Here is a 9,663-nt window from a genome sequence, read left to right on the forward strand (position 1 = left end):
AAAACAATAGTTTTCCCCTCTTTATTGCTGGAGTATTTTCACGGTGGGAATTTTTTTATAATTCCCATGTTTTAGTAGCAAATCTGTTCCTTCAACAATCATCTCTAACCCGCAGATGCTCTATCTAGGGTTGGTTTGTCTCGGATTTGGTGCCGCAGTTCCGTAATTGACTCGACAGCCGATATTGAACAGACTCGAACTGCACTCAAGAGGGACAATCTGCTGATCGAGGAGGGCGCTGCAACTGACATACTCGTCATTATTAGTATCTCTTACCATACATTCGATCGGATTAGCACCCGATCGCGCCGACCAACTCTTCATACCTACGACTGCAATCATATGCTGCCAGTAGAAAGCAAATAGCAAAACTCCCAAAAGTACAGCAACGGCTAATCCTGCTTTCAACTTCCAACTATTTAGGACATTTCCCACACTGTTTTTCAAGTTTTCCACCCCAGAAATTGAGCTTTCGGTAGTTGTTTCTGGAGTTGGCAAGTTTGTTTGTGCTTGTTCTGCTGGAATTTCCGACATAATGTATCTCCTATGATTGCTGGGATTTGGCTAAGCTGGCAGTTGCCATCGCTATTGCAAACTTTATCAAATTTTAGCAAAACTCGCCTGTACCGACAACAGATTTGGGCCGCACCGCTGGGGAAGTATGTATATTCACCAAGGGCGATCGGGATTTCTCTGCCTTTTGAGGTATTGCCCAATTCGCGAGGGGCTATTTTGCATCTAGGGCAATAGAATTGTTGGGGATTTTCTTTGAAAACGGCCCAAGTGAATGAGCTTTTTTTACGAACCGCAGAGGGCGCAGAGGGCGCAGAGAAAGAGCAAAGAGAGAGATATATTGACTTTTACCAATCATTTATGGTTTGGATAGCAGTTCTAATAACTCAGATTCCGAAAGTAGTTTGATTCCCAAAGATTGAGCTTTTTCCAACTTAGAACCCGCATCTTCTCCCACAACCACATAATCAGTTTTAGCACTCACAGAACTTGTGACTTTACCTCCTGCTTTTTGAATCAAATCTTTAGCTTCATCTCGTTTCAAAGTGGGCAAAGTTCCGGTCAGCACAAAAGTTTTGCCTGCAAGTTGTAAATTTGTGCTGGCTAAATTGGGATTTTTTACTTCTGACTGCAATTGTAAGCCTGCAGTTTTCAACCGTGCAATTAAACTTTGATTTGCCGGCACTCGAAACCACTGATAAACAGCTTGAGCAATTTCCGGGCCGATGCCGTAAACGCCCTCAATCGAGGCCGCCGATACTCCTGCTAACTCTTCTACATTTGCAAACCTTTCTGTCAGCAATTGAGCATTCACGCTGCCGACGTGGCGGATGCCCAAGCCGTAAAGTACGCGCGAATAAGGTTGATTTTTTGATTGGGCGATCGCACTTACCAACTTTTCTGCTAACTTCTTACCCATGCGTTCCAAACTCATCAATCTTTCCGCAGTCAAATCGTACAAATCCGCCGCAGAATGCACCAGATTGCTATCAACCATCTGCTGCACCAACTTTTCCCCAACACCGTTAATATCCAGAGCATCCCGGCTGCAAAAATGAATCAGCGAACCCCTCAAAATTGCCGGACAAGATGTATTGATGCAGCGAGTAACTGCCTCCCCCTTTTCCCGAACCACAGGCTGTTCGCATTCGGGACAGCAACTAGGCATTTGGAAAAGTTGAGCATTTTGGGGCCGAAGTTCTGGCAAAACTCGCACAACTTCTGGTATAATTTCCCCAGCTTTTCTGACAATCACAGTATCGCCAATATGGAGATTTAGGTCGGAAAGTCGATCGCTATTATGGAGAGAAGCCCGCGAAACCGTCGTCCCCGCCAACTGCACCGGTTTCAGTTCCGCTACAGGAGTCAGAGCCCCGGTTCTCCCTACTTGCACGGTGACAGCTTCTACTATTGTAGGCACTTCTGCCGCGGGATACTTCAGGGCGATCGCCCAACGCGGAAACCTCTGAGTAAAACCCAATTGTTTTTGCAGCAAAACCGAATTAATCTTAACAACAACCCCATCAGTCATGTAAGGCAAATTCCGCCGTTCAGTATCCCAATATTCGTAATACTCCCGAACCTCATCCAAAGAATAGCAAATTTTGCGATTGGGATTCACCTTAAACCCCATTCGTCGCAACAATTCCAACGAATCCCACTGCGTGTTACCCTCGTTATTCTGATCTAAATGCAGAGTATAAGCAAAGAAATCCAACCGTCGCTTATCCACAATTTTAGAATCCAACTGCCGCAGCGTACCCGCCGCAGCATTGCGAGGATTAGCAAACAATTGTTCCCCTGCTTTTTCCCGTTCCCGATTAATTTCCTCAAACACAGCTAAAGACAAAAAAGCTTCTCCCCGCACTTCCACAACAGGCGGCGGATTATCTAAATTGAGCTTTAAAGGAATCGAGCGAATAGTCTTGACATTTTGAGTGATTTCCTCTCCGGCAATGCCGTCTCCCCGCGTTGCACCGCGAACTAAAATTCCATTTTCATAGGTTAACGCTAAAGCAGAACCGTCAATTTTTAATTCGCAAACATAGGAAACCCCCCCCAACCCCCCCTTGCTAAGGGGGGGAGTAATTTCCCTGTTTTCCTGATTGCGAATGGAAGATGCTATTCCCTCTTGTCCCCCCCCTTGATAAGGGGGGGTTAGGGGGGGTACATTTCCCTCTTGTCCCCCCCCTTGATAGGGGGGGGTTAGGGGGGGTGCATTTCCTTCTTGAACGGGGGTTAGGGAAGGTGCTACCCTTTGCCAGCGTTCCTGCCATTTAGCAAATTCCTCAAAATTAAAAGCATTTTCCAAACTGTAGAGAGGAATATTGTGTTTGACGCTAAAAAATTGAGTAGCAGGCTGTTCTCCCACGCGCTGAGTCGGACTTTCCGCAGTAATTAATTCAGGATAATCTGATTCTAATTCTTGCAACTGGCGATAAAGTCGATCGTACACTTCATCTGGCATAATCGGCGCATCGAGAACATAATAAGCATAGCTAGCTTCCTGTAGCTGCTGCCTCAACTGTTGAATTTGCTGCTGAATCTCTGCTGCCATATCGATTTAAGGTTTTAGATTTTAGATGTTAAATTTTTGATTATAACTTTCCATTTTAGCTCAAAAAAAAGGATCGAGCAACCTCTCTGCTGCCAGACAGATTTTAGATTTGAGATGAGCAATGTCAATTTGAGCTAAAAACCAAGATATAGCAACTAGAAAATCAAAACTTATCCTAATTGTCACCCTGTCCAAAAACGGATATACTTTCCGACCAAAGTTGCCAGTCGGCCAAAACTTTCGACTCTTGTTCAACCTTCCAGATTCATCTATGAAGTAAATTTCAAATCCTTCGACTGATTGAACGCCGAACGTTGCGCCAAACCTGTCAGGCCACATTCTCAATTTTAAAATCCACTGATTCGCCTTTATAGCTGCCGAATTATGGGCGTAAATCATTACAAATTTAAGTCGGGAAACTCCGTAAATTTCTTGTTTTCCCCGGACATTGAAGGTTGAAGATTATCACCATCTTTTTCGATGTTCAAGTTGCTATTGGCGCGGTATTTGGTAAATTCTTGAGCGTTTGGCTTTGTGAAAGCGAGCGGTTCAGCGTGTTCTACCTGAAATACATTGGCGTAGAGGTTGGCAATAATTTGTTTTCCTCCCTGCGTCAATTCCAAGTAGTTCAAAGCTGCAGGAATGTAGGGAAAAACTCCATTCCAATAAAACTTGGCGTAATTTTGCCGCAAATCTCCCGGAGACTTGTAGCCCAAGATTTTATTAGTGCCAACTTCCTCAAACTCGTAGAACAGGGCACTTATTTTTCGCAGGTAATTTGGATCGCTCAACTGACCGATCAAATCGGCAGCCCTAGCGAGTCCAGAATAATTATTTCTGTCTTGATGAGTTTCGCTAGCCGGAACTGGGAAGCGCGTCAATTCAATATTGCGCTTGATTTGTTCGGCATCAATTAATGTGTGCCCGCCGAAGCGTTCGTCAATTACGAGTTTGCCTCGATCGACATGATAAGGAGTTAAACTGGCAGAAGTTGCCCCGATCGGCACAGAAACCATGCCCCCGTCAATACCCGTAGCATATAGTCCCACAGCTTCTTGGTCTTGGCGGCAAACACCTTTGACGTAGCCGATATCGTGACACAGCAGCGAGATTAGGTAGTGCAGCCAATCTTCCGGCGACACTCCGCCTTCGCGAATATGCTTGCCCCGGAGAATCTCTTGTCCCACCAAAGCCACGAGCATTGTGTGTTCCACATTGTGGTAGAGAGCATCGCAGTTAGCGATATTTTCCAGAGCCATAGTCCCTGCCCAGGCGATAATTTCAGGGTAGTCAGGCTTGTACTTGCCGTAGGTGCGACGGTAGCCGGCCTGCAACTCTTGCACAAAAGCGTCAATCAGGATAGCAGTTGCATTGAACATCATAAATTCTCTCACTCAGGCTGTAGTTACAAACTCGATCGAAAATATCTTGGCCTTGCTGAAAAAATAATTAATGGGCATTCCAGTAGGTTTGACCCCTCGGCGTTGAATTTTAAATTTCAGCTAGTCTTGTCAGGTCAGAAAATTGCTCTTTTGGCTATGCTTCCCAAGATAACCTAATTTCGGAAGCATCCGAAGCAACAGATCGATTTTTTGGTATTAAATGTTAGTGAAACAATTTACATCGTTTCACTGACTAATTATTAGAAGTCCTAGGTTTGAAACTTATGAACTGTCTGTTTCGGAGTCTCTCCACTGCTGCCCTGGGTACTCGGCGCTCGATCGCCCAAAAATACCTAGGATTGTGTGCATTCACTGCTGTTTGCACCGCCGCACCGGCAATGGGTGCCGAGCGAATTTACGTAACTTACGGGCCACTAGAAGAATCAGTTCCCATTGAATCCCTGGCACTTTTCGCCAAAGAAGGCAAAATAGACTCAAACTTGGACGGCTTCGCTCAGTACGTCAAAGCATCTCAGCTAGCTGAGATTCGCAGCGCCCTGCAAGCGAAGGCTGAAATCAGCCACGTGACGATCGCCCAATTTCTCTACACGCCTCAAGGAGAAGTGCTGCTGAAACGCTTGGGCCGAGTAATTCAAACCAAAGCTCGGCAGCCCGGATTTTATGCCATCCGAGCCGCCCTGATTTTAGCAGCCTCAGATCCAGAAGGCCTGACAATTCTCAACGTGCTGCGGAAATTCCCCACCTATGGCATCAGGATTGACATCGCCCGCGCCTTGGGTATCGCCAACGAGCTGACATCGCTGATCAACCGTTCCAATCAGACGATCGCCGGAGTCGCCCAGTTGTCGGAAGCACAAGCAGCCTTAGAACCCACCATACCGCCCGCCCAAATGCAGCAGCCCCAGCTACCTGGCCCCTATACTTGGAAAAAATCATCGGTAACTCTGACGAGTCCAAATCGCAATCGCACATTTGATATGGACATTTACCTACCACAGGGCAGCCCCCAACCGGCCCCAGTAGTAGTAATTTCCCACGGTTTAGGTTCCGATCGCATTTCCTTTCAATATTTAGCCAAACACCTAGCCTCCTACGGCTTTGCCGTCGCTGTCCCCGAACACCCCGGCAGCAACGCCCAACAAATCCAAGACTTAGTAACAGGCAGAGCCAATCAAGTAGCAGAACCAGCAGAATTTGTCAACCGCCCCCTCGACATCAAAGACCTGCTCGATTATTTAACCAAACTTTCTACAACCGATCCGGCCTACCAAGGGCAGTTCGACTTGCAGCGAGTCGGCGTCATCGGCCAGTCTTTCGGTGGCTATACGGCTTTAGCATTAGCCGGGGCAGGGATTAATTTTGCACAGCTAGACAAAGATTGCGGACTCGAGAACGATAGTTGGAACCTCTCCCTACTGTTGCAGTGCCGCGCCCGCGGCCTAGAGCGCAACCAGTACAATTTCGGCGACCCGCGCATCAAAGCTGCGATCGCCGTTAACCCGATCGCCAGCAGCATTCTCGGAGAAACAAACCTCAGCAAAATCCAAATCCCCGTCATGCTAATCGCAGGCAGCGCCGATACAGTCGCCCCCGCTTTGCTCGAACAAATTCAACCGTTCACATGGCTGACATCGCCCAACAAATATCTCGTACTGATGAACAACGGGACTCACTTCTCAACGATCGAGGAATCCCCTCAAAGCCTCTTTCTGCCACCACCACAGGCGATCGGGCCCGAACCAGCTTTAGCCCGCCGCTACCTCAGCGGACTCAGCCTAGCGTTCATGGAAAGCTATTTGAACAATAAATCCAATTTCCGCCCGTATTTGGAGCCATCCTACGCTTTAAGCATCTCCAGAGACACTCTCGGACTGAGAATTTTGCGATCGCTCACCCCCCAGCAACTCCTGCAGTTCAGGATTTCTCGACCTCCTCGCATCCCTGCCTCTCCACCTGCGATCGCTCCTGTTCCTTTACCTTCTCCACCTCCCATAGATCCTGTTCGTTAGGGTTGAGGTGCGCCGCGCGTGAACGCTGTCATCTCTTTTCGTGCGGGGGCGATGGGCCATCTCTTTCCTCTCATCAGCTTTCCTAATCACACTCATCAGTTTAACTGTCGTCAAACCCCTTTACAAACCTTAACGATAGGCGTAATAATATAAACATCATCCGAACATTGACAACCAAATACAGCAATCATAAAACCATGACAACAACCTTACAGCAGCGCGAAAGCGCCAACGTCTGGGAACGCTTCTGCGAGTGGGTCACAAGCACCGACAACCGCATTTATGTAGGTTGGTTCGGAGTCTTGATGATTCCTACCTTGCTCAGCGCCACCATTTGCTACATCATCGCCTTCATCGCTGCTCCTCCAGTGGACATCGACGGCATTCGCGAACCAGTAGCAGGTTCCTTAATGTACGGAAACAACATCATCACAGGTGCTGTTGTTCCTTCATCTAACGCAATTGGTCTTCACTTCTACCCAATCTGGGAAGCAGCTTCCCTCGATGAGTGGTTGTACAACGGCGGCCCTTACCAACTGGTAATTTTCCACTTCCTGATCGGTGTATTTTGCTACATGGGTCGCGAATGGGAACTGTCCTACCGCTTAGGTATGCGTCCTTGGATCTGCGTAGCATACTCTGCACCAGTTGCAGCAGCCACCGCAGTATTCTTGATCTACCCAATTGGACAAGGTTCGTTCTCCGACGGTATGCCCTTGGGTATCTCCGGCACATTCAACTTCATGATCGTGTTCCAAGCCGAGCACAACATCCTGATGCACCCCTTCCACATGTTGGGAGTAGCTGGTGTCTTCGGTGGTTCTTTGTTCTCCGCAATGCACGGTTCTCTCGTTACCTCTTCCTTGGTTCGTGAAACAACCGAAACCGAATCACAAAACTACGGTTACAAATTCGGTCAAGAAGAAGAAACCTACAACATCGTTGCAGCCCACGGCTACTTCGGTCGTTTGATTTTCCAATACGCTTCCTTCAACAACAGCCGTTCTTTGCACTTCTTGTTAGGTGCATGGCCAGTAGTAGGCATCTGGTTTACCGCTTTGGGTATCTCCACGATGGCTTTCAACTTGAACGGTTTCAACTTCAACCAATCGATTATCGACTCTCAAGGTCGTGTCATCAATACTTGGGCTGATGTCATCAACCGCGCTAACTTGGGTATGGAAGTAATGCACGAGCGCAACGCTCACAACTTCCCGCTTGATTTGGCTGCTAGTGAAGTCACTCCAGTAGCTTTGGTTGCTCCTTCTATCAATGGCTAATTTTTAGTTTTTGATTAACAAAAAGCGCTCCTAGAAATAGGGGCGCTTTTTGTTTGGGGAAAAATATTTTTACTGCGGGGAGGCGAAGTATCGCAGCCGCCAAGGAAGTTATATCGAGTCCCTCGCTTCTGGTAATTCCTGTTAGGCTGGATTGATGTCGGCTTCTCGTGGGAGACTCACTCATGATAAATTCAAGTTTCTTTAAACATCACAATACATTCATAATTTTCTAAATCTAGAAATCGGTCAATTTGCAAAGTTCCTATTTGTTCAAATCCCTGTTTTTGGTGAAACATTAGGGAACGAGTATTAGCTATTGGCTGGGTAACAATAAACAGCGAAATCAATGAAGTTGGAAAAACTTGATAAATTTCGTTATACATAAATTGAGCCACACCTCTACCCATCCAATCTAACTTGGTTGCTACTCTTTCGAGATAAAAATGCCTATCGCTGGTGACTCTTTTCTTAAAAACCTCATCTTTCCAGATAATTTTATCCAAGATTTCATCTGATATTTTGGGTTGTGATATAGCCACAAATCCCACAATTTCCCCATCGGTTTTAGCTGACACAAAATATTTGCATGAATTATTTAAGCTTTGGACAATCTCATCTTCAGTAATTTGTGTTAGCAAAAAGCCGCGCTCGATCGACGTATTTTGACCGCGCGCATGAGAATTGTGAATATTGGCGATCGCCTGTATGTCCTCTCCATCGGCTTCCCTAAAAGTTAGATATTCCATAGCATAGTGTGTAGGAACGCTGTCATACATTTGCGATTTTAACGCTCAGGTTTGTCTATTCTAACAGCTAGATATAGATCGCATACCAGATTTAGTTTTGTAAATATTTTAGGGGCGAGATCCTTGGGACAATATCATGACTGTAGGTATGTCTGCACTTGTGGGCGATCGCATCAAATCCCTGATTCAGTAAAAGCTAGGTTCAAATCATCAATCAACCCCAATTGTTGGGCCCACCCTGTTAAGTAACCCCGATCTAAATTCTCAGATTGGACTTTCAGAATTCCCAAAACATCATTCCATTGTTTTTGAGACTGAGACTGTTGCCGCCAGAGCAGTTTGGCCAACACAATATCTTCAGGAGAAGCCACCCAAAATTGTTCTACACCAGCTTCGTCAAGCGCTTCTAATCGTCGTCTTGCCATTTTTGAGCGATCGAATGCAGTATTAGAATTCAGCACAATATCAGCGTTCAATACTAAAGTCATGTGAGTGACGCTCAACACCATGCCTCTACCCTCTTGAATATCTTTGACCGAACCCGGAGGGCAGTAAAAACCAGCCGTTTCTAGTGCTTCAACTAATTGAAAAATATTGTCCCGGAGCAATTCAATTACTAAATCTAAATCGCGTGTTGTTCTAGGGTCGCCATAGACAGAAGCGGCAACGCCTCGTGTAATATAATAAGAGACACCTAATGTTTCAAAAATTGGGTGCAACAGTCTAGCAATTTCGCTGGGGTCTTGCGTCCACATAGAGGGCTCACTGGTGGGGGTTAAAATTGGCAACCACTTGCTACCTAATATCGATCGAGCAAATCGCTCTTTGTAGGTTGAGGGACAAGCTTTTTTCATCCCGCGCAAGCTAACAGTTTTTGCCCAACGATTTAATTTTGCCCCCATTTGCCACCGTTGGGAATTGGTGAGTTGTCGCAGTAGGTAAAAATCAATTGCATCAGCTTCAGGAGTTTTATCATCTGACTGGGGACGGTATCCAGGTTTGATGGATATTTTCGGTATGGATTGAATCATTTTGCTTGTTGATTTCCCTAATTTTATATCAATTCCACAGTTGGGACGTAAGGATTCAGGTCAAAAAAACTTCAGTGTCAAAAGCTGGTAAAATAAACGAATGAAAAAGCCCGCAGCCACCAGA

Annotated in this window: 8 protein-coding genes; 3 read left to right on the forward strand and 5 right to left on the reverse strand. The window is 46.2% G+C overall.

Annotated features, from left to right (window positions below; translation table 11 throughout):
• Nucleotides 1-120 precede the first annotated feature (120 nt).
• Nucleotides 121-534, reverse strand: coding sequence for a hypothetical protein (locus tag QUB51_RS07285; protein WP_333058311.1), 414 nt, complete (start codon nt 532-534; stop codon nt 121-123).
• 12 nt (nt 535-546) lie between these two features.
• Here QUB51_RS07285 and QUB51_RS07290 point away from each other — a divergent pair, with 12 nt between their 5' ends.
• The gene (locus tag QUB51_RS07290) at nt 547-750 is read left to right on the forward strand and encodes a hypothetical protein (protein ID WP_333058312.1); all 204 of its coding nucleotides are present in this window, start codon (nt 547-549) and stop codon (nt 748-750) included.
• A 121-nt stretch (nt 751-871) separates the two neighbouring features.
• Here the strand turns inward: QUB51_RS07290 and ligA are convergent, their stop codons facing one another.
• Both ligA and QUB51_RS07300 read right to left on the reverse strand, forming a co-directional pair.
• Nucleotides 872-3,070 (reverse strand): NAD-dependent DNA ligase LigA, encoded by a 2,199-nt coding sequence (gene ligA, locus QUB51_RS07295; protein WP_333234138.1) that lies wholly within the window; start codon nt 3,068-3,070, stop codon nt 872-874.
• Nucleotides 3,071-3,468: 398 nt separating this feature from the next.
• Nucleotides 3,469-4,449, reverse strand: coding sequence for an Npun_R2479 family HD domain-containing metalloprotein (locus QUB51_RS07300; protein WP_333058314.1), 981 nt, complete (start codon nt 4,447-4,449; stop codon nt 3,469-3,471).
• Nucleotides 4,450-4,736: 287 nt separating this feature from the next.
• Here QUB51_RS07300 and QUB51_RS07305 point away from each other — a divergent pair, with 287 nt between their 5' ends.
• Nucleotides 4,737-6,482 carry an alpha/beta hydrolase gene (locus QUB51_RS07305; protein WP_333259477.1) on the forward strand — a complete coding sequence of 582 codons (1,746 nt, stop codon included), beginning with the start codon at nt 4,737-4,739 and terminating at the stop codon, nt 6,480-6,482.
• 197 nt (nt 6,483-6,679) lie between these two features.
• The gene (gene psbA / locus QUB51_RS07310) at nt 6,680-7,762 is read left to right on the forward strand and encodes a photosystem II q(b) protein (protein WP_333070606.1); all 1,083 of its coding nucleotides are present in this window, start codon (nt 6,680-6,682) and stop codon (nt 7,760-7,762) included.
• A gap of 191 nt (nt 7,763-7,953) precedes the next feature.
• On the opposite strand, the gene QUB51_RS07315 is transcribed toward psbA, so the two are convergent.
• Nucleotides 7,954-8,538 carry a GNAT family N-acetyltransferase gene (locus QUB51_RS07315; RefSeq protein ID WP_333055101.1) on the reverse strand — a complete coding sequence of 195 codons (585 nt, stop codon included), beginning with the start codon at nt 8,536-8,538 and terminating at the stop codon, nt 7,954-7,956.
• 143 nt (nt 8,539-8,681) lie between these two features.
• Nucleotides 8,682-9,539: a hypothetical protein gene (locus QUB51_RS07320; RefSeq protein WP_333055103.1), complete on the reverse strand. Its 858-nt coding sequence runs from the start codon at nt 9,537-9,539 to the stop codon at nt 8,682-8,684.
• Nucleotides 9,540-9,663 lie beyond the last annotated feature (124 nt).

Source organism: Microcoleus sp. AT8-A3 (genome assembly GCF_036705675.1).
Taxonomy (GTDB): Bacteria; Cyanobacteriota; Cyanobacteriia; order Cyanobacteriales; family Microcoleaceae; genus Microcoleus.